This is a genomic window from Phycicoccus flavus, from assembly GCF_004025965.2.
Taxonomy (GTDB): Bacteria; Actinomycetota; Actinomycetes; order Actinomycetales; family Dermatophilaceae; genus Phycicoccus; species Phycicoccus flavus.
On record NZ_SAYU02000008.1, the window covers coordinates 1 to 21253 of the forward strand.

General features: G+C 75.9%; 25 protein-coding genes and 1 riboswitch. Of the genes, 17 read left to right on the plus strand and 8 right to left on the minus strand.

The window, feature by feature from the left end:
- Window positions 1-1232, plus strand: a 1232-nt coding sequence (locus tag EPD83_RS03895) for a serine hydrolase domain-containing protein (protein WP_165566231.1), incomplete at its 5' end; no start/stop codon positions are given.
- Window positions 1233-1242: 10 nt separating this feature from the next.
- Here the strand turns inward: EPD83_RS03895 and EPD83_RS03900 are convergent.
- Window positions 1243-1917 carry a maleylpyruvate isomerase N-terminal domain-containing protein gene (locus EPD83_RS03900; protein WP_205859400.1) on the minus strand — a complete coding sequence of 225 codons (675 nt, stop codon included), beginning with the start codon at window positions 1915-1917 and terminating at the stop codon, window positions 1243-1245.
- 34 nt (window positions 1918-1951) lie between these two features.
- The gene (locus EPD83_RS03905) at window positions 1952-2758 is read right to left on the minus strand and encodes a DinB family protein (protein ID WP_128367290.1); all 807 of its coding nucleotides are present in this window, start codon (window positions 2756-2758) and stop codon (window positions 1952-1954) included.
- Window positions 2759-2838: 80 nt separating this feature from the next.
- Between EPD83_RS03905 and EPD83_RS03910 the strand changes: the two genes are divergently transcribed.
- Window positions 2839-4320 carry an RsmB/NOP family class I SAM-dependent RNA methyltransferase gene (locus EPD83_RS03910; RefSeq protein WP_165566232.1) on the plus strand — a complete coding sequence of 494 codons (1482 nt, stop codon included), beginning with the start codon at window positions 2839-2841 and terminating at the stop codon, window positions 4318-4320.
- A 6-nt stretch (window positions 4321-4326) separates the two neighbouring features.
- On the opposite strand, the gene EPD83_RS03915 is transcribed toward EPD83_RS03910, so the two are convergent.
- Entirely contained in the window at window positions 4327-5475 is a 1149-nt protein-coding gene (locus EPD83_RS03915) for a ligand-binding sensor domain-containing protein (RefSeq protein WP_165566233.1), read from the minus strand.
- A 115-nt stretch (window positions 5476-5590) separates the two neighbouring features.
- Entirely contained in the window at window positions 5591-6016 is a 426-nt protein-coding gene (locus EPD83_RS03920; RefSeq protein WP_205859401.1) for an NUDIX hydrolase, read from the minus strand.
- Between the two features lie 45 nt (window positions 6017-6061).
- On the opposite strand from EPD83_RS03920, the gene rpe reads away from it, so the two are divergent.
- From rpe to EPD83_RS03950, 6 genes are all read left to right on the plus strand, one after another.
- A complete protein-coding gene (rpe, locus tag EPD83_RS03925; protein WP_128367565.1) occupies window positions 6062-6718 on the plus strand; it encodes a ribulose-phosphate 3-epimerase in 657 nt (218 codons plus the stop codon).
- Window positions 6719-6720: 2 nt separating this feature from the next.
- Window positions 6721-7332, plus strand: a complete 612-nt coding sequence (locus EPD83_RS03930; protein ID WP_128367566.1) for a pentapeptide repeat-containing protein — start codon at window positions 6721-6723, stop codon at window positions 7330-7332.
- Window positions 7333-7471: 139 nt separating this feature from the next.
- Window positions 7472-7602: riboswitch (FMN riboswitch) on the plus strand.
- 98 nt (window positions 7603-7700) lie between these two features.
- Window positions 7701-8459, plus strand: a complete 759-nt coding sequence (pnuC, locus tag EPD83_RS03935) for a nicotinamide riboside transporter PnuC (RefSeq protein WP_165566234.1) — start codon at window positions 7701-7703, stop codon at window positions 8457-8459.
- 350 nt (window positions 8460-8809) lie between these two features.
- Complete coding sequence (locus EPD83_RS03940) at window positions 8810-9073, plus strand: phosphoribosyl-ATP diphosphatase (RefSeq protein WP_165566235.1); 264 nt, start codon at window positions 8810-8812, stop codon at window positions 9071-9073.
- A gap of 20 nt (window positions 9074-9093) precedes the next feature.
- On the plus strand, window positions 9094-9939 hold the full coding sequence (gene hisG / locus EPD83_RS03945) for an ATP phosphoribosyltransferase (protein ID WP_128366911.1): 846 nt from the start codon (window positions 9094-9096) through the stop codon (window positions 9937-9939).
- Entirely contained in the window at window positions 9936-10379 is a 444-nt protein-coding gene (locus EPD83_RS03950; RefSeq protein WP_235950329.1) for a PH domain-containing protein, read from the plus strand. The genes hisG and EPD83_RS03950 overlap by 4 nt, the downstream gene beginning before the upstream one ends.
- Before the next feature lie 31 nt (window positions 10380-10410).
- Here the strand turns inward: EPD83_RS03950 and EPD83_RS03955 are convergent, their stop codons facing one another.
- From EPD83_RS03955 to EPD83_RS03970, 4 genes are read right to left on the minus strand one after another with little or no spacing between them, the layout of a single operon-like run.
- Window positions 10411-11637, minus strand: a complete 1227-nt coding sequence (locus EPD83_RS03955; protein ID WP_235950330.1) for an MFS transporter — start codon at window positions 11635-11637, stop codon at window positions 10411-10413.
- Between the two features lie 44 nt (window positions 11638-11681).
- Window positions 11682-12788 (minus strand): FUSC family protein, encoded by a 1107-nt coding sequence (locus EPD83_RS03960; RefSeq protein ID WP_128366912.1) that lies wholly within the window; start codon window positions 12786-12788, stop codon window positions 11682-11684.
- Window positions 12785-13360 (minus strand): nucleoside/nucleotide kinase family protein, encoded by a 576-nt coding sequence (locus EPD83_RS03965; protein ID WP_128366913.1) that lies wholly within the window; start codon window positions 13358-13360, stop codon window positions 12785-12787. Before EPD83_RS03965 ends, EPD83_RS03960 begins: the two co-directional genes overlap by 4 nt.
- Before the next feature lie 51 nt (window positions 13361-13411).
- Window positions 13412-15019 carry an HNH endonuclease signature motif containing protein gene (locus EPD83_RS03970; RefSeq protein ID WP_165566236.1) on the minus strand — a complete coding sequence of 536 codons (1608 nt, stop codon included), beginning with the start codon at window positions 15017-15019 and terminating at the stop codon, window positions 13412-13414.
- 453 nt (window positions 15020-15472) lie between these two features.
- On the opposite strand from EPD83_RS03970, the gene hisF reads away from it, so the two are divergent.
- The 9 genes from hisF to lgt all read left to right on the plus strand — a co-directional run bounded on the left by hisF (window position 15473) and on the right by lgt (window position 21161).
- The gene (gene hisF, locus EPD83_RS03975; protein WP_128368082.1) at window positions 15473-16246 is read left to right on the plus strand and encodes an imidazole glycerol phosphate synthase subunit HisF; all 774 of its coding nucleotides are present in this window, start codon (window positions 15473-15475) and stop codon (window positions 16244-16246) included.
- Between the two features lie 55 nt (window positions 16247-16301).
- Entirely contained in the window at window positions 16302-16523 is a 222-nt protein-coding gene (locus tag EPD83_RS03980; protein ID WP_128366369.1) for a hypothetical protein, read from the plus strand.
- A gap of 61 nt (window positions 16524-16584) precedes the next feature.
- The gene (hisI, locus tag EPD83_RS03985) at window positions 16585-16968 is read left to right on the plus strand and encodes a phosphoribosyl-AMP cyclohydrolase (RefSeq protein WP_128366370.1); all 384 of its coding nucleotides are present in this window, start codon (window positions 16585-16587) and stop codon (window positions 16966-16968) included.
- Window positions 16969-16999: 31 nt separating this feature from the next.
- Window positions 17000-17632 carry a Trp biosynthesis-associated membrane protein gene (locus EPD83_RS03990; RefSeq protein WP_164896295.1) on the plus strand — a complete coding sequence of 211 codons (633 nt, stop codon included), beginning with the start codon at window positions 17000-17002 and terminating at the stop codon, window positions 17630-17632.
- Window positions 17633-17690: 58 nt separating this feature from the next.
- The gene (locus tag EPD83_RS03995) at window positions 17691-17918 is read left to right on the plus strand and encodes an HGxxPAAW family protein (RefSeq protein WP_128366372.1); all 228 of its coding nucleotides are present in this window, start codon (window positions 17691-17693) and stop codon (window positions 17916-17918) included.
- 10 nt (window positions 17919-17928) lie between these two features.
- Entirely contained in the window at window positions 17929-18732 is an 804-nt protein-coding gene (trpC, locus tag EPD83_RS04000) for an indole-3-glycerol phosphate synthase TrpC (RefSeq protein ID WP_128366373.1), read from the plus strand.
- Window positions 18733-18838: 106 nt separating this feature from the next.
- The gene (locus EPD83_RS04005) at window positions 18839-19348 is read left to right on the plus strand and encodes a DoxX family protein (RefSeq protein ID WP_128366374.1); all 510 of its coding nucleotides are present in this window, start codon (window positions 18839-18841) and stop codon (window positions 19346-19348) included.
- Between the two features lie 18 nt (window positions 19349-19366).
- Entirely contained in the window at window positions 19367-20143 is a 777-nt protein-coding gene (locus tag EPD83_RS04010) for a DsbA family protein (RefSeq protein ID WP_128366375.1), read from the plus strand.
- A gap of 49 nt (window positions 20144-20192) precedes the next feature.
- Window positions 20193-21161, plus strand: a complete 969-nt coding sequence (gene lgt / locus EPD83_RS04015; RefSeq protein ID WP_128366377.1) for a prolipoprotein diacylglyceryl transferase — start codon at window positions 20193-20195, stop codon at window positions 21159-21161.
- Window positions 21162-21253: the final 92 nt, after the last annotated feature.

The window sequence follows — 21253 nt, forward strand, 5'->3', positions numbered from 1 at the left end:
TGCTCTGGGAGGCCGGCGTCGGGACGGCCGAGGTCGGCACCGACCGCCCGCCGACCGCCGACGACCAGTTCCTCGTCGCGTCGAACACCAAGACGTTCGTCGCGACGATGGTCCTGCAGCTGCGCGACGAGGGGCGGCTGGACCTCCAGGACCGCATCGCCGACCACCTGCCGGGGCTCGCCCACGACCTCACCGTGCGCGACGGGCTCTCGCACGTCAGCGGTCTCCAGCGCGAGCCGGTGGGCGAGGTCTGGGTCACCCTCGAGCACCCCGACGCCGACGCGCTGCTGGCCGGCGCCGGGGACGCCGAGCGGGTGCTGCGCCCGGGGGAGCAGTGGCACTACTCCAACCTCGTCTTCGCCCTGCTCGGCCAGGTCGTGGCCCGGCTCGACGGCCGGCCGTGGGAGCAGTCGCTGCGCGCCCGGCTGCTGGACCCGCTCGGCCTCACCCGCACGACGGTGGGCTTCGACGGCGGGCCGCAGGCGCACGGCTACTACGTCCCGCCGTGGCACGACGTCCCCGTGCCCGAGCCGGTCCTGGACCTGCGGGCCACCGGCCCGGCCGGCGCCCTCGCCTCGACCGCCACCGACCTCGCCCGCTGGTCCGGCTTCGTCGCCGGGCCGGATCCCGACGTCCTCGACCCCGCGACGATGGCCGAGATGGCCCGGCCCCGGGCGGTCGTCGACGCCGAGGGGTGGCAGCGGACGATGGGCCTGGGCTTCTTCCTCGTCCGCTCGCCCGGCGGCCGCGTCCTCGTCGGCCACACCGGCGGCATGCCCGGGCACGTCACCGGCGTGTTCACCGACCGCGAGTCCGGGGTCGGCGCCGTCGTGCTCATGAACGCCTCGACCCCGCCGGACCCCGCCGCCTTCGCCGCGGAGCTCGTCGACCTCGTCCTCGACCGCGACCCGCCCGAGGACGAGCCGTGGCGGCCGGGCACCGAGGTGCCGGAGGCCCTCGCCCCCCTGCTCGGCCGCTGGTACGCCGAGGGCTCGCCGTGGGACCTCGTCGTCCGCCGCGGCGAGCTGGAGGCGCGCTCGCCGGCCTGGCCGGAGCACCGGCCGTCGTGGACGTTCGAGCGGCTCGACGACGACACCCTGCGCACGACGTCGGGCGGGGAGCGCGGCGAGCTGCTGCGGGTGGTGCGCGGCGACGACGGCGGGGTCGACGGGCTGCGCTGGGCGACCTACCGGATGACCCGGGCGCCGCTGGGCTTCGGCGAGCGGGGCTGAGCCCCGGGCCTCACTCGCCCGCGAGCGGGCGCTCCGGCAGCGGGCCGAGGGCCGCGAACGCGTCGAGGTAGGGGGCGACGTCGCCCCGCACGGTCCAGGCGCGCAGCTGGTCGGCGGTGCGCCGCGAGGTGAGGGCGCGGAAGAGGTCGAACCCGTCCGCCCGCACGACCGTCACCGCCTCGGCGGGGTCGCCGGAGGTCACGTGGGTCCAGGATCCGCCGTCGAGCAGCAGCGGCGGCAGGTCGCCCGCGGCGTCGGCGACCCGGCCGGCCATCCGCTCGCGGACCGCCGCCAGCCCGGCGGTGTCGCGGGCCCCGGGGACGCCGAGCGCGCCGCGCAGGTCCTGCTCGTGGATGACGACGTCGCCGAGCGGCCGGGGTCCGTTCTCGCGCATCCAGCCGACGAGGTCCGGCGCCAGGGCCCGCCACTCGGCGACGAGGTCGGCGGTGGACCTGTCCCGGCGGGCCTCGACCTGGGCCCGGGTCCAGCGCTCGTTGTGGTCGTCCGGCTCGTCGCCGGCGAGGACGTCGGCCCCCAGGCCGACCATGTGCGACAGCAGGTCGCGCGCGGACCAGTCCGGCGTGGCCGGGACGGGCCGGTCCATCGCGGCGTCGTCGGCGGCGAGGACGAGGTCGCAGACGCGCTCGTGCGCCTGCTGCCACTCCGCGAGGGGGTCGGTGCTCATGGCGTTCATCCCAGCACACCGCGCCGGGCGACCGTCACTCCCGCGCGGTGAGGGCGTCGAGGTCGCGCTCGGCGAACCGGCGGTGCGACCACTCCTCGTCGAGGACGACGAGCAGCGGGTGGCGCACCGGCATCGTCCTGCCGGCGGGCGGCCACCCGGGACCGTCCGGGACGACGACCTCGCGGTCGAGGTCGTCGTCGGTAAGCCCGTCCACGACCTCGCGCACCAGGGCCATCCGGTCCTGACGCAGCGCGAGGACGGTGTCGAGGTCCGGACGGGCGGTGCGGTCGCGGGGAACGCCGGGCGTGTCCGGCATGCCGTCCCAGGGGAGGGAGAGGGGGTGCCAGGGCGAGGGGTCCTGCCGCAGCACCCGCCCGACCCAGCTCTCCGTGGCGAAGACGAGGTGGCGCAGCGTCTCGACGAAGGTGTACTCGTCGTCGACGGACTCGTGCAGCCGGTCCGGCTCCAGGCCGCGGGCCCGCTCCACGGTGCCCGCCCACAGCCGCTCGACGACATCCCACGCGTGCCGGAAGCCGTCCGCGTCGGTCGGTCTCATCGCGGGGTAGTCGGGGAAGCGGCGGGCGAGCTCGGCCTCGACGAGCGGCATGACCTCGACCCCGTTGACGACGAGGTCCTCGACGTCGCCGTCGATCTCCATCCGCTGCACTTGCACCCCCCGCAGCCGGACGTCGCGCAGCAGCGCCTCGCGCACCGTGGTGCGCTCGAGGACGACGTCCTCGGCGGCGAAGTCCTCGGCGAGGACGTCGCGCACCCGGCCGCCGTGCAGCCGATGCTCCTCCAGCCGGGTGTCGTCGCGGTGGGTCATCCCGTCCTCGCTCATGGCCGGGGAGCGTAGCGAGGGTTGCGGACGGTCGGCGTCCGCAACCGGGCCGCCACCGGCCGCCGGATAGCCTCCCTGTCGTGCCCGACCGACCCCCCGGCGGCCGCCGCGGCCCGCGGCAGCGCTCCCGGACCGCCCCCGCCCAGCGCACCCGCCGCGCCGAGCCCACCCGCTTCGCCGCCTACACCCTGCTGCGGGCGGTGGACGAGGGCGCCTACGCCAACCTCGAGATGCCGCAGGTGCTCCGCCGGCACCGGCTGGAGGGGCGTGACGCGGCCTTCGCCACCGAGCTCGCGTTCGGGACCGTCCGCCGGCAGGGCCTCTACGACGCCGTGGTCGCCGTCGCGGCCGACCGGCCGACGGACCGCATCGACGGCGCGGTGCTGGACGTGCTGCGGCTCGGGTGCCACCAGCTGCTCGGGATGCGCGTCCCCGCGCACGCGGCCGCCGACCAGACCGTCGGCCTGGCCCGCAGCGTCGTCGGCGCCGGGGCCGCGGGGCTCGTCAACGCCGTGCTGCGGCGGGTGGGGGAGCGCGACCTCGAGGAGTGGACCGCGCTCGTGACGCCCGAGGGCGGCGGCACGCCCGCGCTCGCCGTGCGCCACTCCCACCCGGAGTGGGTCGTCACGGCGCTGCGGGCGGCGCTGCTCGGCCACGGCCGGGCCACCCCGGAGACGGTGGACGCCGAGCTCGAGGCGCTGCTCGTCGCCGACAACGAGCCCCCGCGGGTGCACCTCGTCGCCCGTCCGGGCCTCGCCACCGTCGAGGAGCTCGTCGCGGCCGCCGACGCCGAGCCGAGCCCGACGAGCCCGGTCGGGGCCGTGCTGCGCGGGGGCGACCCCGGGGGCATCGCGGCCCTCCGGGACGGTCGGGCGGCCGTGCAGGACGAGGGGTCCCAGCTGCTGGCCCTGGCGCTGGCCGCGGCCGAGGTCCCGGGCGGGCTGCCGGACCGCTGGCTCGACCTGTGCGCCGGGCCCGGCGGCAAGGCCGGGGTGCTCGGCGGGCTCGCCGTGCAGCAGGGCGCCGACCTCGTCGCCGTCGAGGTCAGCGAGCACCGCGCCGACCTCGTCCGCCGCGGTCTCGCCACGCTCGTGGCCCACGCCGCCGACGCCGGGCGCTCGGTGGAGATCCGCACCGCCGACGGCCGCGAGGTGGGCGCCGAGGAGCCCGCGTCCTACGCCCGCGTGCTCGTCGACGCCCCGTGCACCGGGCTCGGGGCCCTGCGCCGCCGCCCGGAGGCCCGGTGGCGCCGTCGGCCCTCGGACCTCGCGACGCTCGGGCCGCTGCAGCGGGCCCTGCTCACCTCCGCGCTCGACGCCGTGGCGCCGGGCGGGGTCGTGGCCTACGCGACGTGCAGCCCGCACGTCGCCGAGACCCGCTTCGTCGTCTCCGACGTCCTCAAGCGGCGCCGCGACGTCGAGCAGGTCGACGTCCGGCCGCTGCTGCGCGACGCCGCCGGCGAGCCGCTGGCCGACCTCGGCGACGGCCCGGCCGTCCAGCTGTGGCCGCACGTGCACGGCACCGACGCGATGTTCCTCGCGCTGCTGCGGCGCACCGGCTGACGGGCGTCAGCGCGGCAGGTCGGCCGCGAACACGGCGAGGAAGCGGTGCACCTGCCCGGCGACCCGGGTGAAGTTGCCGCCGATGACGACGCCCCGGTCGGTGACGGCGATCGTCCGCACGCCCCAGTCGCTGTTCGTGCTCGGGGCGAAGCCGCGCTCGACGGCGCCCGTGCCCGCGTCCAGGGCCCGCACCCGGGAGTCGGGGTCGTCCGTCGCGCCACCGGCGAAGCCCATCCACAGCGTGCCGTCGTGGTACCGGACGGTGTGCACGTCGCCGGTGACCTCGTGGCGGAAGACGAGCCGGCCGGTCGCCGTCGACCACGCGAGCGCGGAGTCGTAGCCGCCGCCGACGCCGGCGTAGAGCAGGGAGCCGTCCGGGCTGATGTCCAGGGCCCGCACGGTGGCGTCGACCGGGCCGGAGAACCGCAGCGGCTTCACCGTGCCGGTGGCGCCGCTGACCAGAGCGGCCCGGGCCCGGACCTCGCCGTTCACCCCACGGAAGTTGCCGGCGATGTAGACGTCGTTGCCCGTGCCGTTCGGCGGCGCGACGACCGCCCGGACGTTGACGTCGACCGTCGGGGTAAACCCGCCGGGGACCGCGCCGGACGTCGCGTTGACCTTCGCCAGGTGGGCCTGCGCGCGGGTGCCGACCGTCGTGAACAGGCCGCCGACGTAGAGCAGCCCGTGGTCGAGCTCGAGCGCGCGGACGGTGTCGTCGACGCCGACGTCGAAGCGGCGGTCCAGGGCGCCGGTCGTGGCGTCGAGGCGCGCCAGGCGGCCGCGGGGTACGCCGTCGACCGCGGTGAACTCACCGCCGGCCCAGATGCTTCTGCCGTCGGTCTCCAGCGCCCAGACGGTGCCGTCGGCGCGGGGGCTCCACGCGACCGGCTCTCCGGTGGAGACGCGGAAGGCGGCCAGGCCGGAGCGGGGCAGCAGGGCGCCGGTGGGGGAGACGGCGTGCGCGGACCGGCCGCCGAGGTAGACGGTGTCGCCGACGGCGGTCGAGGCGTAGACCGGGCCGTCGACCATCCAGGTCCGCTCGGGACGCGGGTCGGTGTGGACGGCGGCCCCGGCCGGGGGCAGGGCGGGGACGGAGAGGGCGCAGACGGCGGCGGCGACGAGGGCGCGCCGCACGGAGCGGTGGATGCGGGGCATGACCGCAGCGTGGAGGTCGTCGTGGCCCGCGAGCGGCGGCGTCAATTCGTCACGGTCCGAAAGGCGACGCCGACGAGCCGTTCGGACCGCCCGCCCCGCCGACGGGAGGCGGGGCTCAGCCGGCGTCGGTGCCGAGCGCGGGCAGGACGTGCTCGCGCAGCAGCGGGGCGAGGTCGTCCGGCCAGGGGCGCTCGCGCGCGTCGAGCCAGCGCTGCTCCTCGATCTCGGACTCCGGCGGGGCGCCGAGCGGCACCGGCGGGTGGGTGAAGACGACCGACTCCACGAGCCGGCCCTCCTCGTTGGCGGCGGCCGCCGTGAACCGGCCGACCCGCGTCAGCCGCGCCTCGTCGAGGACGGCCCCGACCTCCTCGGCCGCCTCCCGGACGGCGGTGCGCTCGGGCGACTCGCCGGGCTCGTGCTTGCCGCCGACGAGCATGAAGCGCGCGGTGCCCCGCTTGCGGACGGTGAGGACGCGCCCCGCGCCGTCCCGCAGGACGACGGCGCTCACCCGGATGGGCTCGTCGGCGGGGGTGGCGGTCACGGCCTCGACCCTAGCCAGCCGCGCCGCCTCGCTAGGGTGACCGGCGTGCAGATCTCGCCCTCGATCCTCGCCGCCGACTTCGCCAACCTCCAGTCCGAGCTCGAGGCGATCGCGACCGCCGACTGGGCCCACGTCGACGTCATGGACTACCACTTCGTCCCCAACCTCACCCTCGGACTCCCGGTCGTCGAGGCCCTCGCCGCGGTGACGCCGGTGCCCCTCGACTGCCACCTCATGATCGAGGACCCCGACCGCTGGGCCGCGTCGTACGCCGAGGCCGGCGCGCGGTCGGTGACCTTCCACGTCGAGGCCGCGACCGACCCCGTGGGCACCGCCCGGGCGATCCGGGCGGCCGGCGCCCGGGCCGCCGTCGCCCTCAAGCCGGGCACGGAGTTCGCGCCCTACGAGCACCTGCTGGCCGAGGTCGACATGGTGCTCGTCATGACCGTCGAGCCCGGGTTCGGCGGGCAGTCCTTCATGGCCGACCAGATGGCCAAGGTGGCGCAGGTCCGCGAGGCCGTCCGGCGGCACGGCGGTGAGATCTGGGTGCAGGTCGACGGCGGGGTCGCCGCCGACACCATCGAGCAGTGCGCGCAGGCCGGCGCCGACGTCTTCGTCGCCGGCTCCGCGGTCTACGGCGCCGAGTCGGCCGCCGACGCCGTCGGGCACCTGCGCGACCTTGCCCGCCGGCACGCGCACTGACGATGGCCTCGCTCGCGGACCGGCTCGCCGGCAGCGGCGGCTACGCGGCCGACCTCGACCTCACCGAGGGCCTGGAGCCCGGCGAGGTGCTCGCCGGCGTCGAGCTCGAGGGCTGCCGGCTCGACCAGTGCGTCCTGGAGAAGGCGGTGCTGCGCGACTGCCGCTTCGTCGACTGCCTCTTCACCGGGTGCAACCTCACGATGGCCGACCTCACCGGGTCACAGCTCACCGACTGCCGGTTCGTCGACTGCAAGGCGCTGGCCGTCGCCTGGGGCCGGGCCGACGAGGCGCCGCTGGCCACGCGGCCGTGGGACTTCGAGCGCTGCCGCCTCGACCTCGGCTCCTTCCGCGACGCCGTCGCCGTCTCGGCCCGCTTCGTCGACTGCTCGCTGCGCGAGGTCGACCTCGGCGGCGCCGACCTGCGCCGCGCCGTCCTCACGGGCTGTGACCTCGACGGCGCGACCTTCGCCGCCACCGACCTGCGCGAGGCCTCGCTCGTCGGGTCCTCCGGCTACCTACTCGACCCGCACGAGAACCGGGTCCGCGGGCTGCGGGTCGACACCCACGGCGCCAGCGGGGTGCTGCGCGCCCTGGGCCTCGTCGTCGAGGACTGACCGGCGCGCCGCGCGGCGGATCCTCCGGCGGCTCCGTCCAGTCGCCCGTTCGATCGCGCCTCCGGGGGCCGGCGGGGTCGTGGCGGCGCCCACACCGCGGGGACGGTGACGGGGCAGACGTCCGCGTTGCATAATGAGCCCACGTGCTCCGGGGTCGGTGAAACTCCGAGCCGGCGGTGACAGTCCGCGACCCGACCGCAGCCAGCGGCCGGTTGACGAGGTGGAATCCCTCGACCGACGGTGAAAGTCCGGATGGTAGGAAGCACGTACGGCCGGTGGGCCGCGCCTTCGGGCGCCGTCGCACCGGTGCGGTGCAGTCCCCGGAGTTCGTCCGAGAAGCACTACGAACCGAAGGACGAACACCTCACATGACCTCCCTCGTCGCGGCCACCGGCGCATCGCCGAACGTCTTCCAGGCCCTCATCGACGCGAGCATCCCGATCGGGCAGTACCAGCTGCACTACCTCGAGGTCCTCGGCGTCCTCATCGGCATCGTGTCCGCCTTCTACGGCATGCGCCGCAAGGTGTGGGCCTGGCCGGTCGGCATCCTCGCCAACATCATCCTGTTCTTCGTCTACATCGGCGCCACCCTCGGCGCCGACCAGCGCATCCCCCTGTTCGGCCAGGCCGGCCGGCAGGTCTTCTTCATCATCGTCAGCATCTACGGCTGGGTCACCTGGGCCGCGCTGCGCAAGCGCAGCGGTGCCAACGCCCCGGCGGTGCACCCGCGGTGGATGACGATGACCGAGCGGGTCGCCATCGGCGTCGCGTGGGTCGTCGGCACGGTCGCGGCGCACGCCGTCTTCCAGGCCATCCTCGACGCCAACCCCAACCCGTACTGGACCCCGCAGTGGTGGTTCGCCTGGTGCGACGCCTGGATCTTCGTCGGCTCCATCGTCGCCACCTACGCGATGGCCCGCGGCTGGAACGAGTTCTGGCTGGCCTGGATCGGCGTCGACCTGGTCGGTGTCCCGCTGGGCTTCGCCACCGGGTACGTCCCGACCTCGGTGATGTACATCTTCTACGGCATCTTCGTCATCTACGGCTTCTCGCAGTGGGTCAAGGTGACCCGCGAGGAGTCCGCGGAGCGGGCCGGCGAGCCCGCCCAGACGGCCCCCGTCGGCTGACGTCCGGGCGCCCGCCCGCGCCGGAGGTGCCGGCCGCGCGACGGGCGGACGACACGCTCGCCCGGCCGGGCCACGCCCAAGGCTGGACACGCCGGCCCCGCGCCGAGCGTGTCGTCGGCCCGCGCCGTCCCGCCCGCTCCCGAACCACGGGCGGGACGGCGCGCGCCCGGGCGGGTCGCGCCGGAGGTGCCGGCGGCGCGACGGGCGGACGACACGCTCGCCCGGCCGGTCCACCCACCGGGCGGGACACGCCGGCCCCACGCCGAGCGTGTCGTCGGCCCGCGGGCGTCGGGTCCGGATGCCGGTGCCCCGGCGGGAGCGCCGGGGCCCGCGCCGTACTCTTGTCGCTCGTGAAGACGTTCGACGCGCTGTTCGCCGAGCTCGAGGCCAAGGCCAGGACCCGACCGAAGGGCTCCGGCACCGTCGCCGCCCTCGACGCCGGGGTCCACGCCATCGGCAAGAAGGTCGTCGAGGAGGCCGCCGAGGTGTGGATGGCCGCGGAGCACGAGGGTCGCGAGCGCACCGCCGAGGAGATCAGCCAGCTGCTGTACCACCTCCAGGTGCTCATGCTCGCGAGCGACCTCACCCTCGACGACGTCTACTCCCACCTCTGAGACCCCAGGACCCTCCCGCCATGCTGCGCATCGCCGTCCCCAACAAGGGGTCGCTGTCCGAGCCCGCCGCCGCCATGCTCCGCGAGGCCGGCTACCGCACCCGCCGCGACGCCAAGGAGCTCGTCGTCCGCGACGAGGCCGGCGACGTCGAGCTCTTCTACCTGCGGCCGCGTGACATCGCCGTGTACGTCGGCTCCGGCACCGTCGACTGCGGCATCACCGGCCGCGACCTGCTGCTGGACTCCGGCTCGGCCGCCATCGAGGTGATGACGCTGGGCTTCGGCGCGTCCACCTTCCGGTACGCCGCCCGCGCGGGCACGGCCACGCGGCTCGAGGACGTCGCCGGCCGCCGGGTCGCCACGAGCTACCAGGGCCTCGTCGAGAAGGCCCTTGCCGACCACGGCGTCCAGGCCGAGGTCGTCCGGCTCGACGGCGCCGTCGAGACCGCCATCACCCTCGGGGTCGCCGACGTCATCGCCGACGTCGTCGAGACCGGCGCCACCCTGCGCAGCCAGGGCCTCGAGGTGTTCGGCGACCCCATCCTGCGCAGCGAGGCCGTGCTCGTCCGGGACGAGACCGCCGCCGACCAGGCCGGCATCGAGGTCCTGCGCCGCCGGCTCCTCGGCGTCGTCACCGCGCGGCACTACGTGATGCTCGACTACGACGTCCCGGCCTCGCTCGTCGACGACGCGTGCGCGCTGACCCCCGGCCTGGAGAGCCCCACCGTGTCGTCGCTGCAGAACCGGGACTGGTGCGCGGTGCGGGCCATGGTGCCGCGGGTGGTGACGAACACCGTGATGGACGAGCTGTACGAGCTCGGGGCGCGGGCCATCCTCGTCACCGACATCACCGCCTGCCGCCTGTGACCCCCGACCCGGCGGCCGACGCGCCGTTCCGGCCCCGCCGTGGGCGGGTCGTGCCGCAGGTCGTCGCCGTGACGTTCGTCGCCGTGTTCACCGCGGTCGCCGTCGGCATGGGGGTGCTCGGCGGCTGGTCGCCGTCGGACCAGGTGGTGCTCGTCGTCTTCGCGCTCGTCGTCGGCGGCTTCGTATGGCGCTACTCGCAGATCCGCGCCGTCCCCGGGCCGGACGGGCTCACCGTGCGCAACCTCGTCGTCACCCGCACCGTCGGCTGGGACGAGGTCGAGGCGGTCCGCTTCGTCGACGGCGACCCGTGGCCGACGCTCATGCTCGAGGACGGCGACGACGTCGCGGTGATGGCGGTGCAGCGGGTCGACGGGCCGCACGGGCGGGCCGAGGCCGAGCGCCTGGTGCGGCTCGTCGAGGGCCGCCGGACGGCGTCCTGACCGACGCGGCTCAAGCGCGGACCGGCGCGGCTCAGGCGCGGACCGTCGCGGGTCGCGGCTCCTCGCCGACGCGCGGCGCGTCCGCCCGCAGCCGCAGCGCCGAGAGCGTCTGGGGGACGGCGACGACGAGCAGCAGGGTCCAGACGGCGGTGGCCGAGCCGGTGAGGTCGCGCAGCGCCCCGGTGGCGGCCGGGCCGACGGACGCCAGGGTGTAGCTGACGAGGAAGGCCATGGCCGTGAGCCGGGCGCTGTCGCGGGAGGTCACCGCGAAGCGGACGAGCAGCCCCAGGCCCAGGGCGAAGCACGCGCCCTGGCCCGCGCCGAGCAGCAGCGCCCAGAGCCACGGGGCCAGGTCGGGGGCGATCGCCACACCCAGCTCGCCGAGCGCGCTGAGCCCCGTCGCGGTGAGCAGCAGCACCCGCGGGTCGCGGACGCGGTCCAGCAGGGTCGGGGCGAGCAGCCCGGACAGCAGCTGGACGGCGGTGAAGACCGCCATGAGCACGCCGGCCGCCCCGGCGCTCCAGCCGCGCGCCTCGTAGGTCGGGGCCAGCCAGGCCAGCGAGGAGTAGAACTGCCAGGACTGTCCGGCGAGGAAGCCCGCGAGCGCCCAGGCGGTGGTGCTGCGCCACGGCAGGGCGTGCGACCCGTCGGGCACGTCGGCGGCCGGACGGTCACGGCGTTCGGCGCGCACCACCGGGAGCCAGGCCAGGAGTCCGGCGAGGGCCAGCAGGCCCCAGAACAGCAGCGACGACGGCCAGCCGCCGAGCAGCCGTGCCAGCGGCACCGCGGTCGCCGAGGCCACGCCGGCGAGCCCCATCATCGCGACCATGGTCAGCCCGGTGCCGAACCCCGACCGGTGTGCGGGGAAGACCGACTTGACGACGCCGGGCAGCAGCGTGCCGGCCACGGCGATGCCGGCGCCTGCGACGAGCGTGCCGAGGTAGAGGGTCGGCACGGTGCCGGGGCCGAGCCCGCGCAGCACCACCCCGGCGGTCACGAGCGCGGCGCCGACGCCGACCGCCGTGCGCGGACCGAGCCGCCGCGACACCTGGTTGGCCGCCGGCGCGAGCAGGCCCATGCACAGCACGGGCAGGGTGGTGAGGACGCCCATCGCCGTGTTCGAGAGACCGAGGTCGGCGCGCACCGTCTCGGCGAGGGGCGGCAGGCTCGTCATGAGGGTGCGCAGGTTGGCGGCGACGAGGACCAGCCCGCCGAGGACGACCCACCGCGGCAGGGCGGCGGACGACGGCGTGCTCACCGCCGCATCGTGCCACCCGGGAGGGCTCGTGACGGGCGCGGGGATCAGGGCAGGTGGGACTCGGGGAACAGCCGCAGCGCCTCGTCGTCGTCCATGCCGGCGACGACGAGCAGGTCGACGACCATCGAGCGCACCTGGCCGCGGATCATCTCCGCCGACAGCCCGGTGGCGGCCTCGCTGCGGGCGGAGAGCCCGGCGACCCGTTCGAGGACGCGGCGGCCGGCCTCGGGGCGGGTGTGCTCGTCGAGGACCCGGGCGAGGTCGTCGGCGGCGCGGGCGAGCTCGGCGACGAGGTCGACGTAGCGGTCGGGCACGGGCTCGCCGCCGCGGACGGCGACGTCGGCACGGCGCGCGAGGACGCGCAGGTTGCGGACGCAGCGGTCCAGCGGGAGGACGAGCGCGGACGCCGCGACCGCGAGCGGGCGCTGGGAGCGCAGCAGCGGGGACTGGCGGACGACGGCGACGCCCTCGGCGGCGGCGGTGCGCAGGTCGGCGAGCAGCGGCTCCAGGGCGCGGGCCTGCTCCAGGGCGGCGGCGGTGCGGAGCGGGTCGCGCGTGCGCAGGGCGTCGGCGACGTCGGCGAGGACCTCGGCCACGGCCCGCACGGTACGCGCGGCCTCGGCCCGCGGGCGCCGCACCGGGGTCGTCGGCGCCACGGCACCGATGACGAGGGCGACGACTCCGCCGACGACGGCGTCGAGCCAGCGCGAGACCCCCTCCCCGGTGGAGGCGACGAAGGCGACGATGAAGACGGACTGGACGCCGGCCTGGATGACGACGAGCTGGCCGGAGGACACGACGACGGCGGTGGCCATGGCGGCGACGACGACGAACGCCATCTGCCAGCCGCCGCTGCCCAGGAGGATGACGATGACGTCGCCGACGAGCACGCCGATGGCGACGCCGAGGGTCACCTCGACGATGCGCCGCAGCCGCTGGCCGTAGGTCAGCCCGAGGCAGAGGATCGCCGTCACCGGTGCGAAGAACGGCTGGGTGTGGCCGAGGCCGTGGCGGGCGACCGTCCAGGCGAGGAGGACGGCGACGCCGATCTGGGCCAGGAAGACGGTGCGGTCCCGCAGCCGGCGCAGCCCCCGCTCCAGGCCCGCGCGCAGGTCGCTCGCGGCGCCGCGGACCCGCGCGCCGGCGCTCATCGTCCCTCCGTCGAGACGACGACGTCGGCGTGCTCCCGCGTCCGGTCGGCCGCGAACAGCGCCCGCTCCTGCTCGGCCCACCGCTCCCAGTGCGGTCGGAAGGTCTCGCCGTCGCGGGCGATGCCGCGGCGCATCCGTTCCGCCCGCGGGGCCTCGACCCAGACCCGGACGGCGGCGAAGGTCCCGGCCGGCCCGACGCTGGACGCGCAGCCCTCGACGACGAGCAGGGGACCGGCGGCGACGGTCCGTTCCTCGCCCCACGTGCCGGCGTCCCAGTCCCAGACCCGGTAGCGCGCGTCGTCGCCCCGGGAGAGGGGGGTCAGCACCTGGTCGACGAGCAGGGGCACGGCGGCGGCCAGGCCGTCCCAGCCGGGGAAGATCTCGTCCATGTGGACGACGGGCGCGTCCAGGGCGTCGACGAGGCCCTTTGCCAGGGTGGTCTTGCCCGAGCCGCTCGGCCCGTCGACGGCGACGACGGCCGTCGCGCCGCACCGGGGCGACGCCGACCTCAGGGCCGTGAGCACGGCCTCGACGTGGGCCGGGTCCGCGGGCTCGGTCACCTGGAACCACACGGGGAGGACTCTAGGGCGTGCCGACGTCACGACCGGTCGGTCACCGCCCGGTCAGAACGGGGGGAGGTCCGGGGGAGGGGGGCGCTGGGCCCGCGTCCGGCAGCCGCCGTCGTACCGGAGCGGGCGCGCGACCGGCTGCACCTGGACGCCGTGGCGGCGCAGGTCGGCCAGGACCGCCGTCCGGCACCCGGGCAGGTGCTCGAGGGCGTGCTCGAGCCGGGAGTGCGGGCCGTCCGGGAGGACGAGGCGCGGGTTGCCGGGCGGGGGTGGTGGCGGTTCGTCGTCGCGGTGCGGCAGCACGGTGAGCGCTCCGAGGTCGACGGGCAGCGTGCTGCGCACCAGCCCGGTGGGGTCGGTCCAGGTCGCGGTGCCGTCGGGGTCGAGGCGTACCCGCCAGCCGGGTCGCTGCTTCACGCGGTGGTGGCGGCGGCAGAGGCACACGAGGTTGGCGGCGGAGGTGGGACCGGCGGGCCAGGGCCGGGCGTGGTCGAGGTCGCAGAACCGGGCCGCGACGTGGCATCCGGGGAAGCGGCACCGACCGTCGCGGGCGCGGACCAGGGCGGCGAGCCGTCTCCCGGGCCGGTAGGCGTCGGTGGCGAGCTCGTCGTCGGGGTCGAGCAGCGCGCCGGTGCCGGGGTGGACGACGGCCGGGGTGGGGTCCGTCGAACGGTTGCCCGTCCGGCTCGCCTCCGCCGCGGCGGTCAGCCAGGACCGCGCCACGAGGGACGGCTCGCCGGGACGCAGCCCGTGCACCTCGACGAGGTCGTCGGGGTGGGCCGGCGTCCGGAAGGGCGGCGAGGACGGGACGCCCGGCTCGGACAGCGGGGTGACGGTGATGACCTGAATGTCGACGCGGGCGTTCCTGGTGACAAGGTCGGTGAGGGCCTTGGCGCGGGCCCGGCCGAGGTCGTCGCGCACGCCGTCGGCCACGTACTGCCGGGCGAGGTCGTCGACGAGCGACCAGGCGGCGGCCGCGTCCTCCGAGGGGAAGGTGCCGTGCCAGGTGTCGACGCCGGGCTCGCCCACCCACCGCTCGAGGCGGCACCCGGCGCGGGTGCGGACGGCTCGCTGTCGCACGAGGTCCGGCGAGATGGCGCCGAGCAGGCGGCGGACCCGTCGTCGCAGCCGGGACGCGTCCTCGCGCGGGAACCGGTCGGCGAGCCCCGCGACGACGGTGGCGGCGACCTCGGCCGGGACCTCCTCGAGCTCGTACGCCACGACCCCGGCGCGGTACCCGTCGAGCCGGCCGGCGGCCATGGCGTCGTGCAGTCCGCCGAGGCCGGTGGCGGTGGCGGTCCCCGGGGGGCCGTCGGCGGCGAGCCGTGCCGCCGCGCGGACGCGACGCTCCGCGGTCACCGCGGTGAGGCAGAGGACGCCGGAGACGATCGCGGGGGCGTCGAGGGCGACGTGCCCCGGCGCGCGATGGGTCTCGACGACCTCGCCGGTCTCGAGGACCTCGGGCTCGACGGCGGCCAGCCGGACCATCGCCGCGTCCTGGGCGGCGGAGGCGGTGTCGACGAGGGACTGGAGCTCTCGGAGGGCGTCTGCCCACTCGTCCCGGGACCCGGACGACTCGCCCAGCCGCCCCACGGAATGGAGCCGTTCACGGGCCGCACGGGCAGCGACGACGACGTCCTGCGGACCAGCCGTTCGGTGCATCGGACCCCCCTCCCCTCGTCCTCGAATTCTACTCCCCGGCATCCGATCAGACAAGCCCTAGAACACCTGAGAAGCATTGTGCATCAACGATATACACGCAAAATCGAGAGCCATCGACAAGTGGTGACGAGACCCGCCGACGGACGGTGCGCCGACCCCGAGACCTGCGGCCAGCGAGAGCCCGTACCCGGTTGCCCGTCCCCGAACGACTCACAGAGGTGCGCCGGCCACGTGACCCGACCCCCAGCGGGAGCCCGTCCCAGGCTGCCTTTCAGAACCACCGGCGAAGGGGCGCCGGGCACGAGACCCGCGCGCCGAACACATCCGTCCAGGCTGCCTCACCGGAACGACCCACAGAGGTCCGCCGACCCCGAAACGCGGCCACGAGACCCACCCTTGACGCCCCTAGTCCCACCCCGCACCCACCCCGACGACCCCCACTACGCTGGCCGCGTGTCGCTCGCCGTCCGTGTCATCCCGTGCCTCGACGTCGACGCCGGGCGGGTCGTCAAGGGCGTGAACTTCCAGGGGCTCCGGGACGCCGGCGACCCCGTCGAGCTCGCCCGCCGCTACGGCGAGCAGGGCGCCGACGAGCTCACCTTCCTCGACGTCACCGCGAGCAGCGGCGACCGGGCCACGATGTACGACGTCGTCGCCCGCACCGCCGAGGAGGTGTTCATCCCCCTCACCGTGGGCGGCGGGGTGCGCACGGTCGCCGACGTCGACCGCCTCCTGCGGGCGGGCGCGGACAAGGTCGGCGTCAACACCGCCGCCATCGCCCGGCCCGAGCTCATCGCCGAGACCGCCGACCGGTTCGGCGCCCAGGTGCTCGTCCTCTCCGCGGACGTGCGCCGGCGCCGCGGCGACGACGGCCGCCTCGCCGGCGGGTTCGAGGTGACGACCCACGGCGGCCGCACCGGCACCGGCACCGACGCCGTCGAGTGGTGCGCCCGCGCCGAGGCCCTCGGCGCCGGCGAGATCCTCCTCAACTCGATGGACGCCGACGGCACCAAGGACGGCTTCGACCTCGAGCTCATCCGGCTCGTCCGGGCCGCGGTGCGGGTCCCGGTGGTCGCCAGCGGGGGAGCGGGCGCGGCCGACCACTTCGCCCCGGCCGTGCGGGCGGGCGCCGACGCGGTCCTCGCAGCGAGCGTCTTCCACTTCGGTGACCTGACGATCTCGCAGGTGAAGGACGCGCTGCGGGCCGAAGACCTACCCGTCCGCTGACCCCGCGGCCGGCGCTCGCTGTCCACCGGACCGGCGAGGGCGCATACTCGAGGTGATGACACCGCGCCAGAGGTCCGAGCCGACGTACTCCGCCGGCAGTCCGTTCCGGGCCCGCCCGGCCCCCGTCGTCGAGCAGTTCGCGGTCGACGACCGGGTCACCCACGACCGCTTCGGACTCGGGCGGGTGGTCTCCGGGAACGAGGCGGCGGTCGTCGTCGAGTTCGGGGATCAGCGGGTGCGGCTCGTCAGCCCGTTCGCCAAGCTCCACAAGCTCTGACCGGCCGCATCGGGCGCCGGCGGACGCCCGCCCGGCCGGCCCTCCGGTCCGACCCGGCAGAATGACGCGGGTGCAGACCTCCGCCGACCCCGTCCTGGACCCCGCCGTCGCCGCGCGCCTCACCCGCGACGCCGCCGGCCTCGTCGCCGCGGTCGTCCAGCAGCACGACACCGGCGAGGTGCTCATGCTCGGGTGGATGGACGACGAGGCGGTGCGCCGCACGCTCTCCGAGGGCCGGGTGACCTTCTGGTCGCGCAGCCGTCGGGAGTACTGGCGCAAGGGCGACACCTCCGGACACGTCCAGTACGTGCGCTCGGTGGCGCTGGACTGCGACGGCGACGCCCTGCTCGTCCGGGTCGACCAGGTCGGCGCCGCCTGCCACACCGGTGACCGCACGTGCTTCGAGGCCGGCGACCTCGGCGCCGTCGTCGGGGGACCGGAGTGACCCCGGCGTCCGGTCCGGCCCCCGCCCGGTCGTGACCGACCCCCGCCGCACGAGCCGCACCACCCGCCTGACCCGCAAGGCCCCGGTGGCGCTCCTCGCGCTCGCCGGCGCCGGCACGGTCCTCCTCGCCGGCCTGCGGCCCTGGGTGTCCGGAACCGTCGGCGACGCCGTCCTCGGCGGCAGCCGGGTCACGGCCGGCGGCTCCGAGGTCGCTCCCGGGCTGTCCGCCGTCGCGCTCGCCGTGGCGGCCGCCGCCGTGGCCGTCGTCGCCACCGGGCGGGTGGGCCGGCTCGTCGGCCTCGTCCTGTGGGCCGGGTGCGTCGCCGGAGCAGGCGTCCTCGTCGTCCGGGTCCTCGCCGACCCCTCCGCCGTCCTCGGGCCGGTGGCCGCGAGCCGCGTCGGCCGCACCGGCACGGTGCCGGCGACCGCCGGCCCCACCGCCTGGCCCTGGGTGGCCCTGGCCGGGGTGGTGCTCGCCGCCGTCGCGCTCGTCCTCGCCGTCGTCGGCCGGCGCTCCTGGCCGGCCCCGGCCCGCCGCTACGAGGCGCCGGGCGCCGCGGACGGGCACACCGCGGGCTCGCGCGGCGAGCGGGTCGGCACCGCGTGGGACGACCTCTCGGCCGGGCGCGACCCGACCGACGTGGGCGAGGACGGGCGGACCTGACAGAATCTGCGCTCGGAAGGCGCGGCCGTGGGTCGCGGCACGACATCCAGGAGGAGCCATGGACGAGCACGAGGACCACGGCCACAGCGTCGCGGCGTGGACGGCGGTCATCGTCATCATCGTCGCGTCGGCGATCATGTCGCTGGCCGTCATCTTCCCCAACGTCTGGCTCTTCGTCGGCGGCGCCGTGCTCGCCGTCGTCGGGGGCGTCGCGGGCAAGGTCCTGTCGATGGCGGGCTACGGCACCGCCGGTCGCGACACCGACCACGAGCCCTCGATCCGCTGACCGCCCACCGGTGAGCACCGTCCTGGAGGAGATCGTCGCGGGCGTCCGCGAGGACCTCGCCGACCGCGAGCGCTCCGTCCCCCTGGACGCGCTGCGCCGGGTCGTCGCGGACTCGACCCCGCCGGCCCTGGACGCCGAGGCGGTGCTGCGCCGACCCGGGCTCTCGCTCGTCGCCGAGGTGAAGCGGTCGAGCCCGAGCAAGGGCGCCCTCTCCGACATCCCCGACCCCGCCGCCCTGGCGCTCGCCTACGCCGACGGGGGCGCGAGCGCCATCTCCGTCCTCACCGAGCGGCGCCGCTTCGGCGGCAGCCTCGCCGACCTCGACCAGGTCCGCGCGGCGGTCGACGTGCCGGTGCTGCGCAAGGACTTCGTCGTCACCGAGTACCAGGTCTGGGAGGCCCGGGCCCACGGCGCCGACATCGTCCTGCTCATCGTCGCCGCCCTGGAGGACCCCCTCCTGCGCGACCTGCTCGCCACGGTGCGCGGCCTCGGGATGACCGCCCTGGTCGAGGTGCACGACGAGGACGAGACCCAGCGCGCCCTGGACGCCGGCGCCTCCGTCGTCGGCGTCAACGCCCGCGACCTCAAGACCCTCCAGGTCCACCCCGACACGTTCTCGCGGCTGCGCCCGCTCGTGCCGTCCGGGGTCGTCACGGTCGCCGAGTCCGGGATCACCGGCCCGCAGGACGCCGCGTCCTACGCGGCCCAGGGGGCGGACGTCGTCCTCGTCGGCGAGGCCCTCGTGCGCACCGGCGACCCGCGGGGCGCCGCGGCCGCCATCGTCGCGGCCGGGGCGGCCCCGGGGGTCTCGTGACGTCCGGGCCCCCGAGGCCCGACGCCGCCGGGGAACCCCGCGCCGGGGCCCGGTCGTTCTCCGTCCTGGCCCCCGCACCGCTCTCCACCCCCGAAAGGTCGCCGCGATGACCGCAGACGTCGACGAGGTCGGCACGGAGGCCCCCGACCGGCGGCGCGAGCGCGTCCTCGACGTCGTCGGCCTCCTGGCCCGGCTGTTCCTCGGCGTCGTCCTCGTCGTCGCGGGCGCCGCGAAGGTCGGTCACCCGCTCACCTCGCAGCGGGCCGTGCAGGCCTACGAGCTGCTGCCGAACGGCGTCGCCGGCTGGGTGGGCCTGGCCCTGCCCTTCCTCGAGATCGTGCTCGGCGCCATGCTCGTGCTCGGCTTGTTCACCCGCCCGGTGGCGGTCGTCTCCACGCTGCTCATGGTCGCGTTCGTCATCGGCATCTCGCAGGCCTGGGCCCGGGGCCTCACCATCGACTGCGGCTGCTTCGGCGGCGGCGGCCAGATCGGCGCCAACGAGACGAAGTACCCTCAGGAGATCGCCCGCGACGCGTCGTTCGCCGCCGCGGGCGCCTGGCTGTGGTGGCGCCCACGGACGCTCGCCGCGCTGGACCGCTACCTCTTCGGACACTGAAAGGCACCACCTCCGACCATGGCCAAGAAGACGACGAAGGGCACGGGCCCCGCCAACGCCCGCCAGGCGAAGATCCAGGCGGCGCAGAAGAGCGGCGGTGGGGGCGCCAACAAGATCGTCGTCGCCACGGTGGTCCTCGTCGTCGCGATCGTCGCCGTCGTCGCCGGGGTCGTGTGGTCGGAGAACCAGCGCCAGTCCGCCATCGGCACGAGCACCGCGACGCCGGCCGGCGCGACGATGGGGGAGGGCTACCGGTCCTTCGCCGACGTCACCCTCAAGCCGGGCGCCCCCACCGTCGACCTGTACGAGGACTTCCAGTGCCCCGTCTGCGGGCAGTTCGAGGCCGCGGTGGGCCCGACCGTCGACGAGCTGGCGAAGGAGGGGAAGATCAAGCTCGTCTACCACGTGCTGAACTTCCTCGACGACAAGACCGGGGCCAAGAACTCCACCCCCGCCGGCAACGGCGCGTTCTGCGCCGCCGCGGACGGCAAGTTCCAGGCGTTCCACGACGCCGTGTACGGCGCGCAGGCCGACGAGGGCACCGACGTCACCGACACCGAGCTCGACGCCTGGGCCCAGCAGGCCGGCATCACGGGGGACGCCCTCACGACATGGAAGTCCTGTGTCGCCGACGGCACGTACACGAAGTACATCGCCTCGGTGAACGACGCCGCCTTCAAGATCTCCGGCTTCTCCGGCACGCCCACCGTGATGATCGACGGGAAGATGCAGGACCTCGGCACCGTCGCCACCCCCCAGGGCTTCACCAAGGCCGTCGAGGACGCGACGACGTGACCTCCTGGTCGCCGTCCCGCTCGCTCGCGACCCGGGCCGGGTGGCCGACGTGACGACGTACCTGCCGAGCCCCACCGTCGCCGCCTTCGACCTCGGGTCGCTGACCATCCGGGCCTACGCCCTGTGCATCCTCGTCGGCATCGTCCTCGCCGTCTGGATGGCCGGTCGCCGGCTCGAGGACCGGGGCTACGACAGCGCCGTCTCGCTGGACGTCGCCGCCTACGCCGTCATCGCCGGCATCGTCGGCGGCCGGCTCTACCACGTCATCACGACGCCCGGCCCGTACTTCGGCGAGGGCGGCCACCTCGTCGACGCCCTGAAGATCTGGAACGGCGGCCTCGGCATCTGGGGCGCCATCTCGCTCGGCGCGCTCGGGGCGTGGATCGGCTGCCGGCGCTCGGGCGTCCCGTTCCTCGCGTTCGGCGACGCCGCCGCGCCGGGGATCGTCTTCGCCCAGGCGGTCGGCCGCTGGGGCAACTGGTTCAACAACGAGCTCCACGGCGGGCCGACGACGCAGCCGTGGGGCCTGGAGATCCACGAGTGGGACCAGGCCGCGGGCCGGGCGGTCACCGACGCCTCGGGGCAGCCGGTGCTCCTCGGCGTCTTCCAGCCGACCTTCCTCTACGAGTCGCTGTTCCTCCTCGTCCTCGGGGTCGCGCTCCTCGTCCTGGACCACCGCCGGCGGCTCTGGGCGGGGGCGGTGCTCGGGCTGTACGTCGCGGGCTACCCGATGGGCCGGATCGTCGTCGAGAAGCTGCGCACCGACGAGGCCGAGCTCGTCCTCGGCCAGCGGCTCAACGTCTGGACCTCGGTCCTGGTCTTCCTCCTCGGCCTGTGGATCCTCTGGTACACCCGACGGCGCGCACGCCGCCGGGAGGCCGCGGGGGAGCCGCCCGAGGACCGTGGGCCGGACTCGCCCGAGGGGCGTGCCGCCGCCCGGCAGGCGGAGCGGGCGGACGACGCCGAGGCCCCCGCGCCGGACGGCGCGGACGACCGTACGTCCCAGAATCTGGGATAGTCCGGCTCGCATCGCAAGACGTCGGTGGCCCGGACTACGATGCCGGGACGTGGCCATCGTCGCCCGCGTCTGACCCTGCCGTGCCGGCCCCC